The organism is Actinomadura napierensis (genome assembly GCF_039529375.1).
Lineage (GTDB): Bacteria > Actinomycetota > Actinomycetes > Streptosporangiales > Streptosporangiaceae > Spirillospora > Spirillospora napierensis.
Genome location: NZ_BAAAMR010000027.1, coordinates 1 through 23,907 on the forward strand (window position 1 = coordinate 1; position 23,907 = coordinate 23,907).

20 protein-coding genes and 1 pseudogene are annotated in these 23,907 nt (G+C 73.0%); 12 read left to right on the plus strand and 9 right to left on the minus strand.

Translation table 11 applies throughout. The features are described 5' to 3' along the window. Window positions 1–737: 737 nt before the first annotated feature. The 3 genes from hpf to ABD296_RS17215 all read left to right on the plus strand — a co-directional run bounded on the left by hpf (window position 738) and on the right by ABD296_RS17215 (window position 3,716). Complete coding sequence (gene hpf, locus ABD296_RS17205) at window positions 738–1,409, plus strand: ribosome hibernation-promoting factor, HPF/YfiA family (RefSeq protein ID WP_344267654.1); 672 nt, start codon at window positions 738–740, stop codon at window positions 1,407–1,409. A gap of 301 nt (window positions 1,410–1,710) precedes the next feature. Further along, a complete protein-coding gene (locus ABD296_RS17210) occupies window positions 1,711–2,442 on the plus strand; it encodes a response regulator (protein ID WP_151538674.1) in 732 nt (243 codons plus the stop codon). 62 nt (window positions 2,443–2,504) lie between these two features. Further along, window positions 2,505–3,716 carry a winged helix-turn-helix domain-containing protein gene (locus tag ABD296_RS17215; RefSeq protein WP_344267656.1) on the plus strand — a complete coding sequence of 404 codons (1,212 nt, stop codon included), beginning with the start codon at window positions 2,505–2,507 and terminating at the stop codon, window positions 3,714–3,716. 139 nt (window positions 3,717–3,855) lie between these two features. On the opposite strand, the gene ABD296_RS17220 is transcribed toward ABD296_RS17215, so the two are convergent. Next, complete coding sequence (locus ABD296_RS17220; protein WP_344267658.1) at window positions 3,856–4,209, minus strand: HGxxPAAW family protein; 354 nt, start codon at window positions 4,207–4,209, stop codon at window positions 3,856–3,858. Between the two features lie 183 nt (window positions 4,210–4,392). On the opposite strand from ABD296_RS17220, the pseudogene secA reads away from it, so the two are divergent. Next, window positions 4,393–6,934, plus strand: a pseudogene (gene secA, locus ABD296_RS17225) (preprotein translocase subunit SecA); the annotation flags it as partial. A gap of 248 nt (window positions 6,935–7,182) precedes the next feature. Then, complete coding sequence (locus tag ABD296_RS50830; protein ID WP_455363860.1) at window positions 7,183–7,263, plus strand: SEC-C metal-binding domain-containing protein; 81 nt, start codon at window positions 7,183–7,185, stop codon at window positions 7,261–7,263. Between the two features lie 68 nt (window positions 7,264–7,331). Here the strand turns inward: ABD296_RS50830 and ABD296_RS17230 are convergent, their stop codons facing one another. The 4 genes from ABD296_RS17230 to ABD296_RS17245 form a co-directional block, all read right to left on the minus strand. After that, entirely contained in the window at window positions 7,332–7,937 is a 606-nt protein-coding gene (locus ABD296_RS17230) for an Rv3235 family protein (protein ID WP_344267662.1), read from the minus strand. Between the two features lie 193 nt (window positions 7,938–8,130). After that, window positions 8,131–9,507, minus strand: coding sequence for a PTS transporter subunit EIIC (locus tag ABD296_RS17235; RefSeq protein WP_344267664.1), 1,377 nt, complete (start codon window positions 9,505–9,507; stop codon window positions 8,131–8,133). Between the two features lie 26 nt (window positions 9,508–9,533). Then, window positions 9,534–10,274, minus strand: coding sequence for a GntR family transcriptional regulator (locus ABD296_RS17240; protein WP_344267666.1), 741 nt, complete (start codon window positions 10,272–10,274; stop codon window positions 9,534–9,536). Between the two features lie 197 nt (window positions 10,275–10,471). Continuing rightward, entirely contained in the window at window positions 10,472–11,788 is a 1,317-nt protein-coding gene (locus ABD296_RS17245) for a PTS transporter subunit EIIC (RefSeq protein ID WP_344267668.1), read from the minus strand. A 107-nt stretch (window positions 11,789–11,895) separates the two neighbouring features. On the opposite strand from ABD296_RS17245, the gene nagA reads away from it, so the two are divergent. From nagA to ptsP, 7 genes are read left to right on the plus strand one after another with little or no spacing between them, the layout of a single operon-like run. Beyond that, window positions 11,896–13,053, plus strand: a complete 1,158-nt coding sequence (gene nagA, locus ABD296_RS17250) for an N-acetylglucosamine-6-phosphate deacetylase (protein WP_344267670.1) — start codon at window positions 11,896–11,898, stop codon at window positions 13,051–13,053. After that, window positions 13,050–14,090, plus strand: a complete 1,041-nt coding sequence (locus ABD296_RS17255; protein WP_344267672.1) for an SIS domain-containing protein — start codon at window positions 13,050–13,052, stop codon at window positions 14,088–14,090. The genes nagA and ABD296_RS17255 overlap by 4 nt, the downstream gene beginning before the upstream one ends. 27 nt (window positions 14,091–14,117) lie before the next feature. Further along, complete coding sequence (locus ABD296_RS17260) at window positions 14,118–14,351, plus strand: PTS glucose/sucrose transporter subunit IIB (protein ID WP_285911194.1); 234 nt, start codon at window positions 14,118–14,120, stop codon at window positions 14,349–14,351. 19 nt (window positions 14,352–14,370) lie between these two features. Beyond that, a complete protein-coding gene (locus tag ABD296_RS17265; protein ID WP_151538614.1) occupies window positions 14,371–14,820 on the plus strand; it encodes a PTS sugar transporter subunit IIA in 450 nt (149 codons plus the stop codon). 4 nt (window positions 14,821–14,824) lie between these two features. Then, window positions 14,825–15,496, plus strand: a complete 672-nt coding sequence (locus ABD296_RS17270; RefSeq protein WP_344267678.1) for an HAD family hydrolase — start codon at window positions 14,825–14,827, stop codon at window positions 15,494–15,496. A gap of 10 nt (window positions 15,497–15,506) precedes the next feature. After that, window positions 15,507–15,779 (plus strand): HPr family phosphocarrier protein, encoded by a 273-nt coding sequence (locus tag ABD296_RS17275; RefSeq protein WP_344267680.1) that lies wholly within the window; start codon window positions 15,507–15,509, stop codon window positions 15,777–15,779. Then, entirely contained in the window at window positions 15,772–17,454 is a 1,683-nt protein-coding gene (gene ptsP / locus ABD296_RS17280; protein WP_344267682.1) for a phosphoenolpyruvate--protein phosphotransferase, read from the plus strand. The genes ABD296_RS17275 and ptsP overlap by 8 nt, the downstream gene beginning before the upstream one ends. Before the next feature lie 49 nt (window positions 17,455–17,503). Here the strand turns inward: ptsP and ABD296_RS17285 are convergent, their stop codons facing one another. The 4 genes from ABD296_RS17285 to ABD296_RS17300 form a co-directional block, all read right to left on the minus strand. Then, window positions 17,504–18,007 (minus strand): hypothetical protein, encoded by a 504-nt coding sequence (locus ABD296_RS17285; protein ID WP_344267684.1) that lies wholly within the window; start codon window positions 18,005–18,007, stop codon window positions 17,504–17,506. Window positions 18,008–18,068: 61 nt separating this feature from the next. Beyond that, window positions 18,069–19,802 carry a glycoside hydrolase family 3 protein gene (locus tag ABD296_RS17290; protein WP_344267686.1) on the minus strand — a complete coding sequence of 578 codons (1,734 nt, stop codon included), beginning with the start codon at window positions 19,800–19,802 and terminating at the stop codon, window positions 18,069–18,071. A 139-nt stretch (window positions 19,803–19,941) separates the two neighbouring features. Beyond that, a complete protein-coding gene (locus ABD296_RS17295; protein ID WP_344267687.1) occupies window positions 19,942–22,200 on the minus strand; it encodes a transglycosylase domain-containing protein in 2,259 nt (752 codons plus the stop codon). 266 nt (window positions 22,201–22,466) lie between these two features. Continuing rightward, on the minus strand, window positions 22,467–23,801 hold the full coding sequence (locus ABD296_RS17300) for a BadF/BadG/BcrA/BcrD ATPase family protein (RefSeq protein WP_407061483.1): 1,335 nt from the start codon (window positions 23,799–23,801) through the stop codon (window positions 22,467–22,469). Between the last annotated feature and the right edge of the window lie 106 nt (window positions 23,802–23,907).

Sequence of the window (23,907 nt, forward strand, 5' to 3'; positions counted from 1 at the left end):
ACGAGGCGACCGTGGCGGCCACGCCGCTGCGCCGCGCACGGTGACTTTCTTCACGTCGATGATCCAGAAAGGCAGGTAGCTACCATGCGTAGCCGGTGCGGAGGCCGAGGACGGGCCCGTCCGACGACATACCGGGTAATTCCGGTCACATCCCCCCATGGGCCGGGTAGAGATTTTCCCAACTCACCCGGCCGGGCGTCCGGGCCTGACCTGCGCGCGGCGGCGGCCCGAACCGCCCGGTGCCAGGGGCCTTCGCGGTGTCCGGGCCGCGGCTCGGACCCGGCCGGCGACACCGCTGCGGCGGCTCTCGATGACGGTCCGTGAGTTTTTCCTCGCCGCACCCCCCTGACATTCGTGGCGTAAGGGGTTAGCGTTCCTGACATGGCACCCGCCCGGGTCCGTGGTTGCGTCGGATCGCAGTGCTCGTCAGGAGCACGGCAGTCGATCCGGCTAGCCGATGCCAGGCGCAGGCGAAACGGCCCACGTAAGGCGACTTCTCGTCGACCGATCACGGTGCGCCTTAGAGGTAAGTCCTGCCCCGTCGAGGGATCCGACATCCTTCGAACCGGGAGAAGGGCAGTAGTGGCGAGAGCGCCGCGAGCCCCTCAGCAGGCGGATGTGGGGACGAAGACCAGGTCGGCCGGGCGGGTGCGACCCACCGTGCTGTGGTGCCCGTACGGGGCCATCAGGGGTCCCGTACCGGGCGTGAATCGCAACCGGGAGAAGGGGGGTCCCGCGTGGACATCATCGTGAGGGGCCGGCACACCGAGGTCAACGACAGGTTCCGTCGGCACGTCGACAGCAAACTGGCCAAGATCGAGCGGCTCGACCAGAAGGTCATCCGCGTGGATGTGGAGGTGTCCGAGGAACGCAACCCGCGGCTCGCCGACCAGCGCGAACGAGTGGAGCTCACGATCCGCTCCCGCGGCCCGGTGATCCGGGCCGAGGCCGCCGCCGACGACCGCTACGGAGCCCTCGACCTGGCGCTCGACAAGCTGGAGTCGCGGCTGCGCCGCGACGGCGGACGCCGCAAGGCGCACGGCGGCAAGGGCCGCCCGAAGCTCGCCACGATGGAACCGCTCCCCGAACCGGTGCCTCCGGCGGTGCCGGCGAGCACGTCCCGTGCGGCGGAGCGCACGGCCACGGCGGTCGCCGAGGAGGAGACCGCCGCCGTGTACGCGCCGGTGGACGAGAGCATCATCCCCATCCCGATGGAGGGCGACGGGCCCGTCGTCGTCCGCGAGAAGTTCCACAAGGCCGAGCCGATGGGCATCGAGCAGGCGCTGCTCGAGATGGAGCTCGTGGGGCACGACTTCTTCCTGTACCGCGACAAGGCCACCGGGCATCCCTCGGTCGTCTACCGCAGAAGGGGCTGGGACTACGGAGTGATCAGGCTCGTCGAGGAGTGAGGAACGGCACCGGAATCGACGCGGCGCCGGCCGGCCCGACGGGCGCCGTCCCGTGACGGGGACGTCCGGGCCGGCCGGCGTTCTCGGATTTTGTCGGCGGACGTCGGCCCCGCGAGACGCGGAAAACGGCGGAAGACCCCGTAACGTAGGGGCTGAGGGGCGTCGTCGCGGCCGGGATCGCGCCGGGGCGGCCCCGACCCTCCGGTAGTTTCAGATCACTGACAGTGAAGGGGGGGAGCGGCGTCTGCTCCACGCCGCGACTCAGGTGAGCGAGAATCCCGAGGCTCGCGAAGCCGTGACGGTGCCCCGGCAGGGCGGCGCCGCCGCCACCCCCGCCGAGCGGCGGGCCGCGCGGCCGGGCGATGCGGCCGACCCGATCCGCGTGCTCATCGTCGACGACCACGCGCTGTTCCGCAGAGGCCTGGAGATGGTGCTGCAGGCCGAGGACGACATCGAGGTCATCGGCGAGGGCGGTGACGGCCACGAGGCCGTCGAGATGGCCGGCGACCTGCTGCCCGACGTGGTGCTGATGGACATCCGGATGCCCCGCCGCAGCGGCATCGAGGCGTGCACGGCGATCAAGGACGCGGCGCCCAGCGCCAAGATCGTCATGCTCACGATCAGCGACGAGGAGGAGGACCTCTTCGAGGCCATCAAGGCCGGGGCGAGCGGCTACCTGCTCAAGGAGATCTCGATCGACGAGGTCCCGCAGGCGGTCCGCGCCGTGCACGGCGGGCAGTCGCTGATCAGCCCGTCCATGGCGTCCAAGCTGATCACCGAGTTCGCGTCGCTGGCCAAGCGCAGCGAGGAGCGCACCCAGCAGGTCCCCGCGCCCCGCCTCACCGAACGGGAGATGGAGGTGCTGCGGCTCGTCGCCCGGGGCCTCGGCAACCGGGAGATCGCACGCGAGCTGTTCATCTCCGAGAACACGGTGAAGAACCACGTCCGCAACATCCTGGAGAAGCTCCAGCTCCATTCGCGCATGGAGGCCGTCGTCTACGCCGTCCGCGAGAAGCTCCTCGAGATCACCTGACCCGCGGGCGCGCGGTTACCGGCAATGTGGTTTTGTCGGTGTTGTGCCCTAGCATCGCGGGCGTGGTCGAGGCAGAGCTCAGCGCGGACGAGGCACGGCGGCTCCAACTGCGCGCCCAGGGGTTCCTGGGCGCGCGGCCGAGGGGCGGAGTCACGGGCATGCTGGAACGGCTGGGCGCCGTCCAGCTGGACACCATCTCGGTGCTGGCGCGCTCCCACGAGCTGGTGCCGTACGCGCGGCTGGGCCCGGTCGAGCGGAGCGCGATCGAGGCCGCCTACTGGGGGAACGGCTCGCCCGGCGCCTTCGAGTACTGGGCGCACGCCGCGTCGGTGCTGCCGATGCGCGACTGGCCGCTGTTCGCGTTCCGCCGCCGCGCCTACCTGCGGCGGGGCTGGCGCTGGCACAAGGTCCCCGAGGGCGTGTGCGAGGAGGTCCGCGCCCGGCTGCGCGCCGACGGCCCGCTGACCACCAAGGAGCTCGGCGGGGCGAAGGCGAGCGCCGAGTGGTGGGACTGGAGCGAGCACAAGATCGGCATCGAGTGGCTGCTGGACGTCGGCGAGGTCGTCTGCGTCGAGCGGGTGGGCTGGCGGCGCGTCTACGACCTGGCGGAGCGGGCCGTCCCGGCGGAGCTGCTCGCGCAGGACCCCGACGACGAGTCCTGCCTCACGGCCCTCGTCGCGCGGGCCGGGCGGGCGCTCGGCGTCGCGACGCGCGGAGACCTCGCGGACTACTACCGCCTCAAGCAGGACCAGGTGGCCGGCGTCGTCGAGGCGGCTGGGCTCGTGCCCGTGCGGGTGGCCGGCTGGACGCAGCGGGCGTGGGCCGACCCGGAGGCGCTCGCCGCCCCGCCGCGGGGACGGCACGCGACCACGCTGCTGTCGCCGTTCGACTCGCTGGTGTGGGACCGGGCCCGCGCGTCGCGGGTCTTCGGGTTCGACCACCGGCTGGAGGCGTACGTCCCGAAAGCCAAGCGTGTCCACGGGTACTTCGCGATGCCGCTGCTGTCCGGCGGGCGGCTGCTGGGCCGGGTCGACCCGGCGCGCGAGGGCCGGACCCTCATCGCCCGCCAGGTGACATTCGAACCCTGGGCGACCCGGACCGCCGCCCGGACCGAGGCGTCCGCCGCCGCGCTGGGCACCGCGCTGTGGCGAGCCGCGGCATGGGTCGGTTGCACGGACGTCCGCGTGGAGCGGATCGTCCCCGACGACGTGGACCGCACCCTCGTCGACGCCGCCCTGAAAATCGACACCGCCCTCAAAACCGACCCCACCTGACCCACGATTTGCGGGGTGGACGCGAGAACGCGCCCGGCTCGCGGGGAGCCGGGCGCGTTCTCGCAGTTGAGCCGCGTCCGCCGGCGGGGCGCCCGGCCGGGGCCGGGCCGCTCGGGCCGCGGGCCCCGGGCGGGGGCGGTCAGCCGTGCGGGGTCTGCTGGGGGTCGGTCGCGGTGGGGCGGTCGAGGATCTCGCCGGACTCGCCGCCGCGGCGCTTGGCCGAGCGCGAGCCGAACAGGGTGTAGTCGACGATCTCCGGGATCACCCGCGGGGCGTCCAGCACCACGTCGGAGAACAGGTGGACGACCCAGCTGGCCAGCAGCCCGAGGACGACGATCCCGACGCCGACCCAGAACATGATCCACATGGGGCCGTTGCAGAGCGCGACACCGCCCACCAGGAAGCCGATGAAGATGATCGTGACGGCGACCCAGGAACCCGGCCGGCCGGCGTGGGACCCGTGCGACTCTGCGGACTGCGACTGTTCGGACATGGCGCCTCCCCTCCGATGGTGCATGAGATCTTCTCCCCGGCCCCGTCCGTCAAACGGGCCGGGCCGTGGATTGCGCTGCGGAGTGACCTAGACCATTCTGGGTCTCGCCTACGATGGGCATCGTACGAGTGGTGTGCGTGCCGCCAGGAGCGGTGAACCACGATCTGCAAGGAGCCTTCGAGAGTGCCGCCAGTCATCGACAAGATCCTTCGTGCGGGCGAGGGAAAAATTCTGCGCAAGCTCAAGAAGCTCGCGGATCAGGTCAACTCGATCGAAGAAGACTTCGTCGACATGACCGACGCCGAGTTGCGTGAGCTGACCGACAAGTACCGCGAGCGCATCGCCGAGGGGGAGTCCCTCGACGACCTGCTCCCCGAGGCGTTCGCGACCGCCCGGGAGGCCGCCAAGCGGGTCCTCGGGCAGCGGCACTACGACGTCCAGCTCATGGGCGGGGCGGCGCTGCACCTGGGCAACATCGCGGAGATGAAGACGGGTGAGGGCAAGACCCTGACCTGTGTGCTCCCGGCGTACCTGAACGCGCTGTCCGGCGAGGGCGTGCACGTGGTCACGGTGAACGACTACCTGGCCAAGCGCGACGCCGAGTGGATGGGCCGCGTCCACCAGTTCCTCGGCCTCGAGGTCGGCGTCATCCTCCCGCAGATGACCCCGGACGAGCGCCGTGTGGCCTACAACGCCGACATCACCTACGGGACGAACAACGAGTTCGGGTTCGACTACCTGCGCGACAACATGGCGTGGAGCCTGGAGGAGTGCGTCCAGCGCGGGCACAACTACGCGATCGTGGACGAGGTCGACTCGATCCTGATCGACGAGGCCCGCACCCCGCTGATCATCTCCGGGCCGGCCGAGCAGAACTCCAAGTGGTACTCGGAGTTCGCCAAGATCGTCCCGCGGCTGAAGCGGGCGGAGCTCGTCAGCACCGCCGGGCAGGTCGACGAGTACGGCCCCGGCGACTACGAGGTCAACGAGAAGAAGCGCACGGTCGGCATCACCGAGTCCGGCGTGGAGAAGGTCGAGGACTACCTCGGCATCGACAACCTCTACGACTCGGTGAACACGCCGCTGGTGAGCTTCCTCAACAACGCGCTGAAGGCCAAGGAGCTGTACAAGCGCGACAAGGACTACGTCGTGATGAACGGCGAGGTCCTGATCGTCGACGAGTTCACCGGCCGCATCCTGCACGGCCGCCGCTACAACGAGGGCATGCACCAGGCCATCGAGGCCAAAGAGGCCGTGGCGATCAAGGACGAGAACCAGACGCTCGCCACGATCACCCTGCAGAACTACTTCCGCCTCTACGGCAAGCTGTCCGGCATGACCGGCACCGCCGAGACCGAGGCGGCGGAGTTCAACAAGACCTACAAGATCGGCGTGGTGCCGATCCCGACGAACAAGCCGATGATCCGCGACGACGTGGCGGACGTCGTCTACAAGACCGAGCAGGCCAAGTTCGAGGCCGTGGTCGACGACATCGCCGAGCGGCACGAGAAGGGCCAGCCGGTCCTGGTCGGCACGACGTCGGTGGAGAAGTCCGAGAAGCTGAGCAAGATGCTCAAGCGGCGCGGCATCCCGCACCAGGTGCTGAACGCCAAGCACCACGAGCAGGAGTCGACGATCGTCGCGGAGGCGGGCCGCAAGGGCGGCGTCACCGTCGCGACGAACATGGCGGGCCGCGGCACCGACATCATGCTGGGCGGCAACCCCGACTTCCGCGCCGACCTCGAGCTGCACCAGCGCGGGCTGTCGCCGCTGGAGACGCCGGAGGAGTACGAGGCGGCCTGGCCGGAGGCGCTGGACAAGGCCAAGGAGGCCGTGAAGGGCGAGCACGAGGAGGTCGTCGACGCCGGCGGCCTGTACGTGCTGGCCACCGAGCGGCACGAGTCGCGGCGCATCGACAACCAGCTGCGCGGCCGGTCCGGCCGGCAGGGCGACCCGGGCGAGTCCCGGTTCTACCTGTCGCTGGAGGACGACCTCATGCGGCTGTTCAACTCGGCCCGCGTCGAGGCGATCATGACCCGGCTGAACATCCCGGACGACGTGCCGATCGAATCCAAGATCGTCTCGAACGCGATCCGGTCGGCGCAGAGCCAGGTCGAGCAGCAGAACTTCGAGATGCGCAAGAACGTCCTGAAGTACGACGAGGTGCTCAACCGGCAGCGCAAGGTCATCTACGCCGAGCGCCGCAAGGTGCTGGAGGGCGCGGACCTGCACGAGCAGGTCCGCCGGATGCTCGACGAGGTCGTCGCGGGCTACGTCGCGGGCGCGACCAACGAGGGCTTCGCCGAGGACTGGGACCTCGAGAAGCTGTGGAAGGCGTTCCAGCAGCTGTACCCGATCGGCCTCACCGTCGACCAGCTGGTCGAGGACGAGGCGGGCGGCGACATCTCCGGCCTGGACGCCGAGACCCTCGCCGAGAAGATCCGCGACGACGCGCAGGCGGCCTACGACAAGCGCGAGGAGGAGCTCGGCTCCGAGGTGATGCGGGAGCTGGAGCGCCGGGTCGTCCTGTCGGTGCTGGACCGCAAGTGGCGCGAGCACCTCTACGAGATGGACTACCTCCAGGAGGGCATCGGCCTGCGGGCCATGGCGCAGCGCGACCCGCTGGTCGAGTACCAGCGCGAGGGCTACGACATGTTCAACGCGATGCTCGACGGCATCAAGGAGGAGTCGGTCGGCTACCTGTTCAACCTCGAGGTCGAGGTGGAGGAGCAGCCGGAGGCCCCGCAGGTCGGCGCGAAGCCGGTGTCGGTCGCCAAGTCCGCCCCCTCCGGCGAGGAGGAGGCGGAGCCGGTGGACGACGTGCCGCCGGAGACCGAGGAGGAGCCGGTCATCCACGCCAAGGGCCTCGACGAGCCGAAGCGTCCGAAGAAGCTGGACTACTCGGCCCCGACCGTCGACGGCGAGGGCGGCGTGGAGCACCACAGCGAGGAGTCGGAGGACGAGTACGAGGGCGTGTCCCGCAACGACCCGTGCCCCTGCGGTTCCGGCAAGAAGTTCAAGCGCTGCCACGGCGACCCGCGCAACAAGAAGTAGGTCACCGCGGCCGCGAGGCGGCCTCCCGGCTTCCGGGGGGCCGCCTCGCGCCGTTTTCGGGGCGCGTGTCAGGGGGCGGTGGTCTCCACCGCCGTGCAGCGCCATCGTCCGCGCCTGTGTTCCAGGCGGAGGGCGACGGCGTGGGCGCGTCCCGCCAGGAGCACGACGGCGGACGCCTCCGCGATGGCGGGCGAGGGCCGCTGGACACGGCTGGACAGCACCTGCGGCGGGACGATCCGTCGCCCGCCCGGAACGGTCCGGCGATGCGGGGCCAGGCCGCGGCACACCGCCGGCGCCGCGACCAGGGACAGCTGGTGCGGCGGGCGCGTCCCGGCCAGCACCTCGACGACGATCCGCAGCGTCGCGTCCGCGACGGCCCGGACCTCCCCGTCCACCCCGTCGCCGGGCCGCACGACCCGCAGCCTTCCGGGCGACGCCCCGCTCCGGATCCCGCCGGCGCCCCGCCGCGCGCCGGCGTCCTGAGGCCCGGCGCCACCCGGCGGCGCCGCCGACCTGTGCCCTGCGGACGGCGGGGCCGCGGCCTGTCGGGCGGGCGCCTGGAACGCCGCGGCCTTGACGGGGTTGAGCGCCAGCGCACCGTCCGTCCGCTGCGATGGCACGGCGCGATACCGGACGATGCGGACTGCGGAGCGCTTGACCGGCCGTCGACCCATGGGAACCTCCCGACTCGTTTTTGAACAGGAGTCGTGAGGCCGCGAATAAATACATTCCTGGCCACGTGCGGCCACTTTCCACCGAGCCAGGCGTCTTTCAGCGTGGGGCGGGTGCTGGGAAAGCGGACGGGGGGGGGGGGGGGGGGGGGGGGGGGGCGCCCCCCCGCCGTGTGCGGGGTGAGGGAAGGTCAGGTCAGGTTTTGGTGGGCGAGTCGGCGGGTTCGGCGGCCGGCTTGCGGCGGCGGGACTTCTTCTCCCCGCCGGCCAGCTCCGGGTTGGAGCCCGGGTCGGCGGCGACCGACTCCACGTCCTCCGGTTCCCGGCCCGGGGTCGCGAAGTCGAACTTCACGATCAGGAACTTGAAGAGGAAGTAGTAGATGAAGAAGTAGAGGATCCCCATGCCGATGATGAGCGCCAGGCCCTTGGTGTTGTCCTTCGAGGCGTTCAGCAGCATGTCGATGCCGCCCGCCGAGAAGCCGAAGCCGAGCTGGGCGCCGGCGGCGTTGAGCACGGCCATCGAGATGCCGGTGAGGACGACGTGCACGCCGTACAGGACGGGCGCGACGAACATGAACGCGAACTCGATCGGCTCGGTGACGCCGGTGACGAACGCGGTCAGCGCGGCGGAGATCATGATGCCGCCGACCGCGGAGCGGCGGTGCGGGGGAGCGGCGCGCCAGATCGCGAGCGCCGCGCCGGGCAGGCCGAACATCAGCACGGGGAAGAACCCGGCCAGGAAGCCGCCCGAGTGCGGGTCGCCGGCGAGGTACCGGTTGATCTCGCCGTGCACGACGCCGTCCGGGCCGTTGTAGGAGCCGAACACGAACCAGATGAGGGAGTTCGGGATGTGGTGCAGGCCGAAGGGCAGCAGCAGCCGGTTGACGACGCCGTAGATGCCGGCGCCGGCCGCGCCCGCGCCGGTGATCCAGTCGCCGAAGTCGGTCAGCCAGCCGCCGAACACCGGCCAGACGAAGCCGATCAGCACGCCGAGCACCAGCGCGGCGAGCGCGGTGACGATCGGGACGAACCGGCGGCCGCCGAAGAACGCCAGGTAGGTGGGCAGCTTGACCCGGTGGAAGCGCTGGTAGAGCAGCGCGGCGACGACGCCGATGAGGATGCCGCCGAGCACGTCCGTCGGGTTCTTCAACCCGAACTCGATCGTCTCCTTGAGGGAGCCGTCGTCCTGGTGGACCATCTGGACGACCGAGCCCTTGAGGTCGTCGCTGTGCGAGAACATGATCTTGGTGACGTGGTCGAAGACCAGGTACCCGACCACGGCCGCGAGCGCGGTGGAGCCGTCGGACTTCTTGGCGAAGCCGATCGCGACGCCGACCGCGAACAGCAGCGGGAGGTTGTCGAACAGGGCCTGGCCGGCGCCGCCGACGACCTCGGCGACGCGGATCCAGCCGAGGCCGTCCTGGCCGAGCATGTCCGGCTGGCCGAAGCGCAGCAGCAGGGCCGCGGCGGGCAGCACGGCGATCGGCAGCATGAGGCTGCGGCCGATCCGCTGCAGCACCGCGAGGGCGCGCGACCCCCGCCGCGGCGCGGCGTCCACGGTGGTCGAAGTCATCGGGAGGTCCCTCCTCAGGGGGTGTGTCAGGAGTGCGGCGGGGGATTTCCGAGTGCCGTGTGGATCTGGTAGCGGTCGGCCCGGTAGGTCGACACGCCCAGCTCCGCGCAGACGCCTCCGGTGTAGGAGCGGCGCTGCAGGAGCAGCACGGCGCTGCCCTTGGGGATCTGGAGGTGCCGGGCGTCGGCCGTGTCCGCCAGGCTGGCGTCGATGGTCTGGTCGCCGGCGTCGAAGACCAGCCCGTACACCGCTTCGAGCACGCCGTACAGGGAGCGGTCGGCGAGGCGGCGGTCCAGCAGGTCGGGTGCGAGCGAGGCGAGGATATGTGCGCGTTCGAGTGCCATGGGCTCGCCGTCGGCGGTGCGCAGCCGCTCGATGACGTGGATCCGGGTGCCGGGCTCGACCTCGAAGACCCGGGCGAGCCGGGCGTCCGCGGGGACGGTGCGGCGGTCCAGGTCGACGGCGCCGGGGCGCAGCCCGCGGGCGAGCATGTCCTCGGTGAACGAGACGAGCCGCAGCGGCATCTCGATCTTGGGGCGGGCGACGAAGGTGCCCTTGCCCGGGACGCGGTAGAGCCGCCCCTCCGACACGAGATGGTCGACGCCCTGGCGGACGGTCATGCGGGACAGCCCGTACCGCACGCACAGCTCGCGCTCCGAGGGGATCGGGGCGTCGACGGGCAGTTCGGCGCTCTCGATGAGGTCGAGCAGGATGGCGCGCAGCTGGAAGTACTTCGGTACGGGGCTGTGCGGATCGATGGTCGTCACTGGGGGTGTCCTCGATGGCCTCTGCGGCCGTATCGACGGGATTGACGGGAGTGGTGGGGTGACGCGTGAATCGACGTGTTCGTACTGGTCTAGGCCGGACTAGACCACATCATAGAAAGTCGTGTCAATGCACGAAACCGTAACGGCCGGGTCAGGTGCCGGCGGCCGCAAGATCAGGTGAACGTGCAGGTCAGGGGTCATGTGGCGCGCTCCGGCGGGGCGTCCGGACGGCTCTCGGGCGGGGCCTCCGCGGCCGGCTCGCGGCCCGGCGTGGCCAGCCCGAACTTCTTGATCACGAAGCTGAAGACCAGGTAGTAGACGAAGAAGTAGACCACGCCGAGCCCGACCACGTACCACAGATGGCGGGTGTTGCTCTTGGTCGCGTTGAGCAGCAGGTCGATCAGCCCGGCGGAGAAGCTGAAGCCGAGCTGCGCGTGCGCCGCCGCGAGCAGGTACATCGACAGCCCGGTCAGCACGACGTGGATCCCGTACAGCAGCGGTGCGACGAACATGAACGAGAACTCGATCGGCTCGGTCACCCCGCAGACGAACGCGGTCAGCGCCGCGGAGACCATCAGGCCGCCGACGTCGGCGCGCCGGTCCGGCTCGGCGCACCGCCAGATCGCCAGGGCGGCGCCCGGCAGCCCGAACATCAGCACGGGGAAGAACCCTGCCAGGAACGTCCCGGCGTGCGGGTCGCCCGCGAGGTACCGGTTGATCTCGCCGTGGACGACGCCGTCCGGGCCCTGGTACGACCCGAACACGAACCAGATCAGCGAGTTGAGGATGTGGTGCAGGCCGAACGGCAGCAGCAGCCGGTTGGCCACTCCGTACACGCCGGCGCCGACCGCGCCCGCACCGGTGATCCAGTCCCCGAAGTCGTTGATCCAGCCGCCGAGCGTCGGCCAGACGAACCCCACGACGACGCCGAGGACGAGCGCCGCGGCGGCGCTGACGATCGGGACGAACCGGCGGCCGCCGAAGAACGCCAGCCAGGACGGCAGCTTGATCCGGTAGAAGCGCTGGTAGAGCAGTGCGACCATGAGCCCGACCGCGATGCCGCCGATGACCTGCGTCGGGTTGATGAGCCCGTAGCCGATCGTCTCCTTGAGCGAGCCGTCCTCCTGCCGGACGGCCTGGACGACGCTGTCCTTCAGTGCCGAGCTGTGCGCGAACATCGTCTTCGAGACGCGGTCGAAGACGAGGTAGGCGGCGACCGCCGCGAGCGCGGTGGAGCCGTCGGACTTCTTGGCGAACCCGATGGCGACGCCGACCGCGAACAGGATCGCGAGGTTGTCCAGCAGCGCGCCGCCGGCCGCGGCGAACACCTCGGCGATCCGGTCCCAGCCGAGGCCGTCCGCGCCGAGCAGGTCGGGCTGGCCGAGCCGCAGCAGGATCCCGGCGGCGGGCAGCACCGCGATCGGCAGCATGAGGCTGCGGCCGATCCGCTGCAGCACCGCGAAGGTCGCCGACCAGGCGTCGCGGGCCGATCCCGGATGAGTTCCGGCCGACATCTTTAGCTCCATCCGATTCGTGGAGTATGGTGCGTACTGGTCTAGTCCGGACTAGACCAGTACGCCGCGCAGGCGGCGGCCGGTCGCATCACGGAGAGTGCACCCCCATGGCATCACTGCTGATCACCGCGGAGCGCGTGATCATGACCCCCGCGGACGGTCCTACCCGCGTCGTCTCCCCGGGATACGTCCGCGTCGAGGACGGTGCCATCACCGCGGCCGGCGAGGGCGCGCCGTCCGGCGCCGACGTGCACCTCCCGGACGGGCTGCTCGCCCCCGGTCTGGTCGACCTCCAGGTCAACGGGTTCTTCGGCCACGACATGGTGGACGCCGGCGAGGCCGGATGGCGCGAGGTCGTCACGCGCCTGCCCGAGACCGGCGTGACCTCGTTCCTGCCCACGTTCATCACCGCGCCCGTCGAGACGCAGGCCGAGGCGCTGCGCCGCACCCGCGACCTGCTGCCCAAGCTGCCGTCCGGCACGCGCGTGCTCGGCGTCCACCTGGAGGGGCCGTTCCTCTCCGAGAAGCGCAAGGGCGCGCACAACGCCGCGCACCTCACCGACCCGACGCCCGCAGCGGTCGAGACGCTGCTGGAGACCGGGCTGGTCGAACTCGTCACCCTCGCGCCCGAGCGGAACGGCGCGCTGGAGGCGATCCGCCGCCTCACCGTGGCCGGGGTGCTGGTCAGCGTCGGGCACAGCGACGCGACCGCCGCGCAGGTCGCCGCCGCGGCCGACGCCGGCGCCCGCAAGGTCACCCACATCTTCAACGCGCAGAGCGGCGTCCACCACCGCGAACCCGGCGTGGCCGTCCAGGCGCTCATCGACGACCGGCTGCACCCCGGCCTGATCCTCGACCTGCACCACGTCGGGCCCGAGGTCGCACGGCTGGTGTTCCGCGCCGCGGCCGGACGCGTCGTGCTCGTCACCGACGCCGCGTCCGCCGCCGGCATGCCGCCCGGCACCTACGAGCTAGGCGGCGAGCCGATCACGATGCCCGAGCAGGGCCCGCCGCTGCGCGCCGACGGCACCATCGCCGGGTCCGGCCTGCGGCTGGACGAGGCGGTCGGCAACGCGATCGGCCTCGGCGTCGACCCGGCCGCGGCGGTGGACGCCGCGACCCGCATCCCGGCCGACCTGATCGGCCGCCACGACCTCGGCCGCATCGCGCCCGGTGCCGCCGCCGACCTCGTCTGGCTCGGGCCGGACCATCGGGCGCGTACGACCTGGATCAACGGGCAGGAACTCTCCAGAGGGGGATCATGACCAGTCAGATGCGCGCCGAGATCGGTGAGCAGCCGGACGCGCTGCGCCGGACGATCGACGCGCTGCTGCCGCGCACGCCCGACGTCGGGGCGCTGGCCCGGGAGACGCGGCAGGTGCTGTTCATCGCGCGCGGCTCCTCCGACAACGCCGCCGTGTACGGCCGCTACCTGGTGGAGTCGCACGCCGGGCGGCTGGCCACCCTCGCGGCCCCGTCCATCGCGACGACCTACAAGCGGCGCCTCGACCTGTCCGGCGTGCTGGCGGTGGCGATCAGCCAGTCCGGCAAGACCGAGGAGATCGTCGAGACCCTCGACTGGGCGAAGGACTGCGGCGCCCGCACCGTCGCCGTCACCAACGGCGCCGGGTCGCCGCTGGCGGAGGCCGCCGAGGTCGCGCTGCTCACCGACGCCGGCGAGGAGATCGCCGTCCCGGCCACCAAGACCTACACCACCCAGCTCGCCGCGCTGTCGGTGCTCGGCCTCGGCCTCGGTGCCGACGTCGCCGTCGACGACCTGCGCCGCGTCCCCGACGAGGTGGCGCGGATGATCGCCGAGACCGAGGCGTCCCCCGCGCTGCCCGAGATCGTCGAGGAGCTGGCGAAGGTCCCCGGCACGGTGGTGTCCGGGCGCGGCATCGCGTTCGGCACCGCGCTGGAGCTCGCCCTGAAGATCAAGGAGGCGTGCTACCTGCACGCCATGGGCCTGTCCTATGCCGACCTGCTGCACGGCCCGATCGCCGTGGTCGACGCGCAGACCCCCGCGCTGCTGGTCGCGGCCGACTCCGGCCCGACGCTGCCCGGCACCGTCGCGCTGGCCCGCCGCGTGGAGAGCGCGGGCGCCAAGGCGTTCGGCGTCGGCGGCGGCGACGGCCTGGCGAAGGCCTGCACGGCCGCGCTGCCCGGCCCCGGCCTGCCCGAATGGGTGGCGCCGCTCGGCCTCATCGTGCCCGGCCAGATCATGGTCGAGAACCTGGCCCGCCGGCTCGGGATCGATCCCGACGTCCCGCGCGGCCTCAACAAGGTCACCCAGACGGACTGACCGGACGTACCGAGAGAAGAGAACGACATGGACAAGGCCGAGGCGATCGTCGCCGCCCTGGGCGGCGCCGACAACATCGTGGACATCGAGCCCTGCGCCACCCGGCTGCGCACGGAGGTCTCCGACGGCGGCAGGGTCGACGAGGCGGCGCTGAAGAAGGCGGGCGCGTTCGGCGTCATGCGCAGCGGCACCGTCGTGCAGGTCGTCGTCGGCCCGGAGGCCGACACCATCGCCAGCGACATCGAGGACATCCTCGACTGACCCGAAGGAACCCCCGCTCATGACCCGAGTACTGTCCCCGGTGGCCGGCCGGGTGGTCGGCCTCGCCGGCGTCCCGGACCCGGTGTTCGCCCAGGCCATGGTCGGCCCGGGCACCGCCGTCGACCCCGAGCGCGGCCCCGGCCACGCCATCGCCCCCGTCACCGGCAAGATCGTCAAGCTGCACCCGCACGCCTACGTGGTGGTGGACGAGGAGGAGCACGGCGTCCTCGTGCACCTCGGCATCGACACCGTGAAGCTGAAGGGCCAGGGCTTCGAGCTGCTGGTCGCCGAGGGCGACCAGGTCACCGCCGGCCAGCGCGTCGTCGCCTGGGACCCGGCGGTCATCGAGGCCGGCGGCCGCTCGCCCATCTGCGCCGTGGTGGCGCTGGACGCCGGCGCGGACGCGCTGTCGGACGTGGTGGAGGCGGGCGAGGTCGTCAAGGGGGCCGAGCTGTTCACATGGAGCTGACCGGATGGCGCTGATCGGCCTGCGCGCGGCCGTGTTCGATCTGGACGGCACCCTGATGGACACCGAGCCGCGCAACCGCGTGATGTGGTCGCGGCTGTTCGAGGCGCACGGCGTGCCGTACGACGACGAGCTGATCGCCTCGTTCGCGGGGCGCCGCGGCGTCGAGGTGCTGGAGGACCTGGCGCACCTGTTCCCCGGCCGCACCGCCGGGGAGCTGTTCGAGCAGGCGGTGTCCTACGAGACGGCGGACGGCATCCCGGAGGACGTGCCCGTCGCCGGAGCCGTCGAGCTGGTGCGGTCGCTGGCGGACGCCGGCGTGCCGCTGGCCGTCGTCACGTCCGGGCAGCGGCCGTACGCCGAGCGGCTGCTGGGCGCGCTGGGCGTCCGCGACCTGATGGACATCGTCGTCACCGCCGGCGACGTCGTCACCGGCAAGCCGCACCCGGAGGGGTACCTGGCCGCCGCGCGCGACCTGGAGGTCCCGCCGGGGGAGGCGGTCGGGTTCGAGGACGCGCCCGCGGGCGTCGCGGCCGTGAAGGCGGCCGGGATGACCTGCGTCGGCGTCGCCACCACCCAGCCGGTGGCGGCGCTCACCGAAGCCGACCATGTGGTCGCGGACCTGAAGGAAGTCATTGTCGAGCCGGGCCCCGCGCTGCGGGTGCGCGGCGGGCTGTAGGGAGATGTTCGTGAGCGAGCGCAACGTCAAGATCGAGTCCAGGGTGGGGCTGCACGCGCGGCCGGCCGCGCTGTTCGTCCAGACCGCGGCCAAGGCCCCGATGGACGTGACCGTGGCCAAGCGCGGCGGCTCGCCCGTCAACGCCAAGAGCATCCTCGCGGTGCTCGGGATGGACGCCCGGCACGGCGAGGTGGTCGTGCTGTCCGCCGACGGCGACGGCGCCGACGAGCTGCTGGACAGCCTGGAGGCGCTGCTGTCCACGCCGGAGCCGGAAGGTGCCTGAGGTCCTGGGCGGCGCGGGCGTCAGCCCGGGGGTGGGCGCCGGCCCGGTGCGCCGCATCGCCGGCGACATCCCGGAGCCGGAGGCCGGCTCCCGGCACGGCGGTGACGCGGCGGCCGAGCGCGACGGCGCGCTCGGCCCGCTCGAAGCCGTCGCCGCCGACCTGGACGAGCGCGGCGCGCGCGCGGCGGCCGCCGGCAACACCGACGGCCGGGACGTGCTGAACGCGCAGGCGCTGATGGCCCGCGACCCGGGCCTCGCCGACGGCGTCGCCGCCAAGATCGGTGAGGGCACGGGCGCGGCGCGCGCCGTGTTCGAGGCGTTCGGGGTGTACCGGGAGATGCTCGCCGGGGCGGGGGAGTACATGGCCGCCCGGGTCAGCGACCTCGACGACATCCGCGACCGCGCGATCGCCCGCCTGCTCGACCTGCCGATGCCGGGCGTGCCGGAGTCGGACGAGCCGTTCGTGCTGGTCGCGCGGGACCTCGCGCCCGCCGACACCGCCGTGCTCGACCCGGCGCAGGTCGTCGCGTTCGTCACCGAGGAGGGCGGCCCGACCAGCCACACCGCGATCCTCGCCCGCACGATGGGCGTGCCGGCCGTGGTGGCGCTGCCGGGCGCGACCGGCCTCGCCGACGGCACCCGCGTGCTGGTCGACGGGTCCGCCGGGACCGTCCGGACCGACCCGACCGACGCCGAGGTCGCCGCCGCGCTGGCCGCCGGCGCCGCCCGCGACTCCGCGCTCGCGGAGGTGTCGGGACCGGGTGCGACGAAGGACGGGCACGCCGTCCCGCTGCTCGCGAACATCGGCGGCCCGAAGGACCTCGACGCCGCGCTGGCGAACGGCGCCGAGGGTGTCGGCCTGTACCGCACCGAGTTCCTTTTCCTCGACCGTTCGGTACCGCCGTCCGACGACGAGCAGGAGGACGCCTACCGCAAGGTGCTGGAGGCGTTCCCGGAGGGCCGCGTGGTCGTCCGGACGCTCGACGCCGGCGCCGACAAGCCCCTCGCGTTCCTCCCGGCCCCCGGTGAGGAGCCCAACCCGGCGCTCGGCGAGCGCGGCCTGCGGATGGCGCGGCGGCACCCCGACGTGCTGGCCGCACAGCTCGCCGCCCTCGCCCGTGCCGCCAACGGCCTCAGCGTGAAGCTGCAAGTCATGGCCCCGATGGTGACGGACGCGGCGGAGGCGGCGTTCTTCGCCGGCGCCTGCCGGGACGCCGGCATCGAGCATCCCGGCGTCATGATCGAGGTGCCGGCCGCCGCGCTGCGCGCCCGCGACCTGGCGCCGGAGGTCGAGTTCTTCAGCATCGGCACCAACGACCTCACCCAGTACGCGTGCGCGGCCGACCGGCAGGTCGGCGGCCTCGCGCACCTGCAGGACCCGTGGCAGCCCGCCGTGCTCGACCTGGTCGCCCCCGCGGCCGCCGCGGGCGTCCCGTGCGGGGTCTGCGGCGAGGCCGCCGGCGACCCGGCGCTCGCCTGCGTCCTGGTGGGGCTCGGCGTGACGTCGCTGTCGATGAGCGCCCCGTCCCTCCCGCTCGTCCGGGCCGCCCTCGCCCGGCACACGCTGGACGAGTGCCGCCGCGCCGCCGAAGCGGCCCGCGCCGCCCGTTCGGCCGCGGGCGCCCGCGAGGCGGCCCGCTCCCACCTCCCGGGCCTGGCGGACCTGGGCATCTGAGCACGCTCGCGGTGGGTCGTCGGGGTGGGCGGCCCGCCGCGAGCGTCCGTCAAGCGGCGATGAGCCAGCGGGCGCCGGTCTTGTGGAGCGTGAACTTCGCGGCCAGGACTCCGCCGGGACGCGCCGGGTCGCCCTTCCACTTCAGGTCGCCGAACGCGACCGTGTACTCGCCCTCGCCCGGACCGTCCTCACAGGACGGGACGGTCACGCCGCGCAGCGCGGCCAGATCGGCGGGGCGCAGCGTGCGGCGGGCGGCGGCGAGGCCCCCGGCCCGGCAGCCGCCCGGACGTCCGAACGCCGCCCGGTCGTAGGCCGGTGCCAGCAGCGCGCACACCTTGACGTTCCCGGCGGCGACGCCGCGCAGGAACTTGTAGAGGACCAGCCGCGCCGGGAAGCTGTCCTTCTCCGGGGCGGTCAGGTCGGCGAGCCGCGAGTCGCCCGGCTCGGGCGTCAGCGGCGGCAGCCCCACCTCGTCCTTCCCGCCGCAGCCGCCGATACCGAAGATCAGCGCGGGCAGCAGGGGCAGAGCGGACAGGAGCGGACGAACGCGCACGGGGACCTCCCGGGGGTGCGAAGGCGGGCCGATCTTCCCAGCTCGCGGGTCCCCGCGTCCATCAATACGACAAGCCGTGACCAACGGGTTGCCCGCCCGCCGGCACGGGCAGCTTCCCCGCCGGCTTCACCGCGCCGGACAGCACCCGCGCCAGCGCCGCGACCGAGGTCGATCCGGAGGAGTAGGTGGCGAGCGTCGCGGCGGCGCCGGCGGCGTGGTCGAGGTCGTAGGGGCGGCCGAGCGCCGCGACCACGACCGGCTTGGACGCCAGCGCGCCGACCCGCGCCGCGGTGGCCGTCCCGGCGTTCACCGTGGTCAGGACGTGGACGTCGGCGGCTCCCGGCGCGGCCGTCGCGACGCCCTGCTCGCGCAGCGCGGCGCCGAGCGCCACGCTGTCCGGGCCGGTGATGCTCACCTTCTTGCCCTTCAGCGGGAGCAGGCCGTGTTCGTTGCGGACGAGCGTGACGGAGTGCTCGGCGACCCGCTGGGCGGTCGCCTTCTGCTGCGGTGTCCCGATCTGGGCGGACGCCTTGGCCGGGTCTGCGGGCGGTGCCTTGAACAGCCCGCGCTTCTGCTTGAGGTCCAGGATGCGGGTGACGGACTCGTCCAGCCGCTTCTGCGTGATCTTCCCGGACTGGACGGCCTTCAGTACCGCGTTGTAGGCCTTCGACAGGCTCGGCGGCATCAGCAGCTGGTCGGCGCCCGCGTTGACCGCCCGGACGGGCACGACCGCGTCGCCGTACTTCTCCCGGACGCCCGCCATCTGCAGCGAGTCCGTGGTGATCACGCCCTTGTAGCCGAGCTCGCCGCGCAGCAGCCCGGTCAGCACGGTCTTCGACAGCGTGGAGGGATCGCCCGACTTGTCGAGCCCCGGCACCACGATGTGCGCGGTCATGATCATGTCGACGCCGGCGTCGATCGCGGCCCGGAACGGCGGCGCGTCCAGCTTGCGCCACTGCGCCGCCGAGTGGGTGATCACCGGCAGGCCGGTGTGGCTGTCGGTCGCGGTGTCGCCGTGCCCCGGGAAGTGCTTGGCGGTCGCGGCGACCCCGGTGTCCTGGTAGCCGGCGATCGCGGCGGACAGCAGCGGCGACACCCGCGCGGGGTCGGAGCCGAACGAGCGCAGCCCGATCACCGGGTTGCGCGGATTGACGTTGACGTCGGCGTCCGGCGCGTAGTCCAGGTTGATCCCGACCGCGCGCAGCTCGGTGGCGGTGACCTGCGCGGCGGCGCGCGCGTCGGCGGTGCTCTGCGTCGCGCCGAGCGCCATGTTGCCGGGGAAGCGGGTGATGAACGGCGTCCGCGACACGATGCCCTGCTCCTCGTCCACGCCGAGCAGCAGCGGCACCTTGGACGCCTTCTGCAGCGCGTTCGACTGCTCGGCGGTCCCGGCGGGCGAGCTGAAGTTCTCCGGGAAGTAGATGAACCCGCCGACGTGGTACTTGCGGACGATCGCCAGCGCGCTCGCGCGGCTGGAGAACGTCGGCACGAACAGCTGGCCGACCTTCTCCCGCAGGCTCATCTTCGCGACGTATCCGGGGACCCACGCGTCCGGGGCCTTCGTCACGGGCGCCTTCCTTCCGGACGAGCCGGACGTGCCAGGTGAACCGGAGTGCGCGGACGAGCCCGCCCCGCCGTCGTCGCCGCCGCCCCCGCAACCGGCCAGCGGCAGCACCAGCGCGACCGCCACCGCGAGCGGCAGCCGTCCGAGCAGCGGCCGTCCGGGCGCAGCGCCCCTCCGCCGGGGCCGCCGCCGGGCGGGACCGGCCGATCGCGAACGGCTATCCGCGGACATCAATGGCACGCACCTGACCAGGCCCCCCGACGTGGTCGTCTGCTCGCATCGGACGTCGCGACGTTAACCGCTCGCCGCCGCCCTGTCGACCCACGCCGCTGCCCTGTCGACCCGCGCCGCCGGGCGGGACGCGGCCCGGTCACCGCTGGGCGCAGAGCGCCGCGTCCTCGTTGCCGGGCGTCGCGCACCACTTCTCGCGGCCCCGCGCGTCGGCGGGCGGGGTTGACGTGCCGTCTTCGCGCGGTACGCGGGACGGCGCCGGCGACGCACCGGCCGAGGGCGTCCCGCGTCCGGCCTCCGGACGGCCTCCCGAGCCGCCGGAGTCGTTCTTCTTGACCGTGTCGTCCCAGTTGGCGGCGGTTCCGCTGAATGCCGGCTCCGGGAACGGCTCCGCAGGCATGTCGCGCGTGACGTCCGCCATGAACGCGTGCCAGACCTGTGACGGCAGGTTCTCCCCGGCGACCTTCCCGTGATGGCCGGGCAGCCCCTTCAGCGGGCCCGCGGCCGCCCGGGTCATCATCACCGACGCCGACAGCTGCGGGACGTACCCGACGAACCAGGCCGCGTGGTTGCCGTCCGACGTGCCCGTCTTGCCCGCAACGTCGCGGTCCGCGAGTGCGGCGCGCCGCCCCGTCCCGCCGGTGACGACCGCGCGCATCGCGTACGTCGCCTGCGCCGCCTGCTCGGCGGTCAGCACGCGGCGGCCCGGACGGTCCCACGGCAGCGGCACCCGCCTCCCGTGCGCGTCGACGACCTTGGTGACCAGGTGCGGCGTCACCGCGGTTCCGCCGTTGGCGAACGCCGCGTACCCGCCCGCCTGAACGGCCGCCGAGACGTTCGCGATCCCGAGCGCGAGCCCCGCCTGCCCCTTGTACGGGCGCAGCGCCGACTCCGGCACGCCGAACCGCCGCGCCGTCTCCGCCACGTTCGCGACCCCGGTCTTCAGCGCGGCCTTAACGAATCCGGTGTTGACCGACAGCGCCGTCGCCTTCACCAGGTCGACCGTCCCGAGCGAGCCGATCTCTTCGTCGTTGGAGACCTTGTAGCCGGGCGCGGTCATCGGCGTCACGCTGCCGTCCGGTGCGAACCGCAGGGGTGACCTGCCCGGCACCTTCGTCCGGACGCTGAACCCGCGGCGCAGCGCGGCGGCGAGCACGTACGGCTTGAACGTCGAAGCCGCCTGGGCCACCGGCTCGAACACCGAGTCGTACCGGCCGCGCCCCGGGTCGCCCGCGTAGAACGCCTTGACCGCGCCGCTCGCCGGGTCGACCGCGACGAGGCCCGTCCGCACGTCCTTCGGCCATTCCGGTTCGCGCACCTTCCGCATGGCCTGCTCCGCGTACGCCATCCACCGCCGGTCCAGCGCGGTGTAGATCCGCAGCCGCCCGTTCACGACGGCGTCCGCGGGGATGCCGGCGCTTTCCAGTTCGTCGAGGACGCGCTGCCTCGCCAGGACGTCCTGGCCGGACAGGCTGACGCCGCGCCACTCGTCGCGCGTGCGGGGGAACCGCAGCCGGTCCGCGTCCGCCCGGTTCAGCTTCCCCATCGACACCATGCCGTTGAGCACGTAGGTCCAGCGGGCCCGCAGCGCCTTCGCCGCGTCGCCGCCGCCCTGCGTCCGGAAGTACCCCGGGCGCTGGATCATCGCGGCGAGCAGCGCGCATTCGGCGACGTCCAGCTGCCAGACGTCCTTGTCGAAGTAGGCGCGCGCCGCGGCCTCCACCCCGGACGTCTGCCGCCCGAAGTAGACGGTGTTCAGGTAGAGGTCGAGGATCTCGTCCTTGGCGCGGTGCCGGTCCAGCTTCAGCGCCACGAGGATCTCCTTGATCTTGCGGCCCGCCGTCCGGTCCCGGCTGAGCCCCTTGAAGTAGTTGCGGGCCAGCTGCTGGGTGATCGTCGACCCGCCCTGCACGTCGCCGCCGGACGCGTCCTTCAGCAGCGCGCGGAACGTCCCGGAGACCGAGACGCCCTGGTTGCGGTAGAAGCCGCGGTCCTCGGCCGCGAGCACGGCCCACCGCAGCCGGTCGGGGATCTGGCCGTGCCGGACGCTCTGCCGGTTGGCGCCCAGCCGGGCCAGCGGCGTCCGGCCGTCGGCGTAGTAGACCGTGGAGCCCTCGTCGGTGACGCCGTCCTGCGGCTGGGTCGGGACGGGCGTGCGGACGTAGGCGATCACCACCATGGCGGCCGCCAGGACCACCAGCGTGAGAAGCGACGCCAGGGCCCAGCGCCAGCCGCGCAGGATCCGGCGGAGACGGACCGGGCCCCGGCGGCGGGTCCGGTGGTGTCCGCCGGAGCCGCGCCGCAGCGAGCTCTGGCCGGCGCGGACCAGCCGGCGGACGGTGCGGGACAGGCGGACGCGGGCGGCACGGATACGGCGGCCCTCGGATGCGGGGAGCATGCGACCTCGTTCGACGTGGGATACGGAGTCGACCGTCGTCCGGGCATCGGCGGGCGCCATGGCGCGGGCGCGCGCGAGGGCGCGCGGCGGCGGGCATGGCGCGCCAAGGCGCGCGAGATGTGCGCGGCAGGGGAGCCTGCGCGGACGACGCTGCGGATGGACGCAGCCGAATCGGTATGAGCCACATCTGTGGCCGGTGGTCCCTCCGGTCACGGCGCCAACGGCACCGCACCGGCGGATCTTGTGCCACCGTGGTCACAGCTTAATCACGATGGACCCCGTGTCCGCAAGCGGAGTGGAAATACGGTGGGGTCCATCGTGACGAGCCGGACGGCGGCGGTGCCGTCCTTTCCGGCCTCTCGGCGGGGCGTCCGGCGGGGTCGGCCACCGGCGGCGCCCGCTCGGCCGGGCGGTTCAGCCGGGCAGGGGATGGCCGAGCCGGCGCAGGGCCAGCCCGGCGGCGCCTCGGCGAACCGGTCGCGCAGCCCGGTGCGGACGGCGTCGGCGACGGGTCCCTCGCGCAGGACCGAGCCGTGCATGACGACCGGCGCGCAGGGGTCGGACAGGGCGGGGCGCACCGCGTCGACGTCGCGGAGCAGCCACTCCGCGGCCTCGTCGGTGATGCGCCGGGCCACCGGGTCTCCGGCGGCCGCCGCGGCGGCGACCACCGGGCCGAGCCTGCCCAGGGCCGCGGGAGGACGGCCGTACACCTCCTTGATGATGGCCTGGGCGAGCTGCGGGTTCGGCGCCATGCCCGGCAGCTCCGGATGCCCGTGCTGGCCCGGCGGCGCGCCCAGCCGTCCGGGCGGCCCGGTCGGGCCGGGCGGTCCGGGCGGAACGGCCGGTCCGGGCGGTCCGGGCGTTCCGGCCGGGCCGCCGCCGGGCTGCGGACAGGGAGCCTCGGCGATCAGCACGGCGGTGCTCGTCCCGCCCGCGCCGCCCTGCGTCAGCCCGGTCGGGGACAGCGCCGCCGCCTGGGCGAGGGCGGCCGCCGGCGCGCCCGGACCCCCGGGCGGCGGGGACGCCCCCGCCATCGCCAGCGTCCGGTGCCGGGGTCTTCGCCGCGCGGAGTCGATCTCGGCCACCACGGTCGGGCCCAGCAGCGCCCGCGGGACCGAGTCGGTCAGCAGCGTCGGCGAGCCGCGGCCGTCGTAGGCGGCCAGCGCCGCCCGGACCGCCTCCTTGCCGAGCCAGACCGCCGACCCCTCGTCCCCCACCAGCCAGCCGTAGCCGTCCGCGCGCTGCACGATCGCCCCGTCGCTGATGACGGCGGCGCCGGCGCCCGTGCCGGAGAACACCACGATGCCCTTGGGCTCGGTGGTGCCGGCGGCGAACGCCACGGCGATGTCGGTCACGACGGCGGGCGAGCCGCGCAGCCCGACGGCCTGCCAGGCGCGGCGCGCGGCGGTGACGGCGGCGGGCCGGCCGGCCGAGCCGGCTCCGGCGATGCCGAACACTCCGGTGAGGATGTGGGTGCGGTCGAGGTCTCCGAGCGCCTCCCGCAGGGCCGTGGTCAGCGCCCCTGCGGTGTCGCCCCCGGAGTTGGGGTTGGCCCCGGGGCCGGTGCCGGAACCGGCCAGGGCGCCCCCGAGCGTCAGCACGACACAGCGGGTCTTCGTGCCACCCGCGTCTATGCCGACCACGTAAGGACCGGCCAAATGGGTCAACACAGGGCGACCGTAGCCTTTTCTACCGTTGACGTGACAT